This is a genomic window from Pseudomonas sp. FSL R10-1339 (assembly GCF_009600545.1).
GTDB classification, from domain to species: domain Bacteria; phylum Pseudomonadota; class Gammaproteobacteria; order Pseudomonadales; family Pseudomonadaceae; genus Aquipseudomonas; species Aquipseudomonas bubulae.
In genome coordinates, this window is record NZ_WIVQ01000348.1 from 1 (window position 1) to 236 (window position 236).

Here is a 236-nt window from a genome sequence, read left to right on the forward strand (position 1 = left end):
TGTCATAAAACTATCCGCTACGAGAGATCTGCATGCTCATGGATAAGATGTTCATTGAAACCTTCTTCGTTAATGTGGCGCCTTACAGCAGTCCCGATTGCCTTCCGCTTTTTGTGGCGCGTGCGCAAGAGAGTTGTGAATGGCTGGAAAACCGTGGCTTAAAAGTCAAAGGCCGCATTCCGTACTATCAGGACGGTATCAAACGTTATGACACTATCCGCGGTTCGTACGGGCCG

The 236-nt window shown here is 49.2% G+C and carries 1 protein-coding gene; it reads left to right on the forward strand.

The window, feature by feature from the left end; translation table 11 throughout:
- Positions 1 to 32: 32 nt before the first annotated feature.
- Positions 33 to 236: hypothetical protein (locus GHO03_RS25010; protein ID WP_153400727.1), on the forward strand; the 204-nt coding region annotated here is incomplete at its 3' end.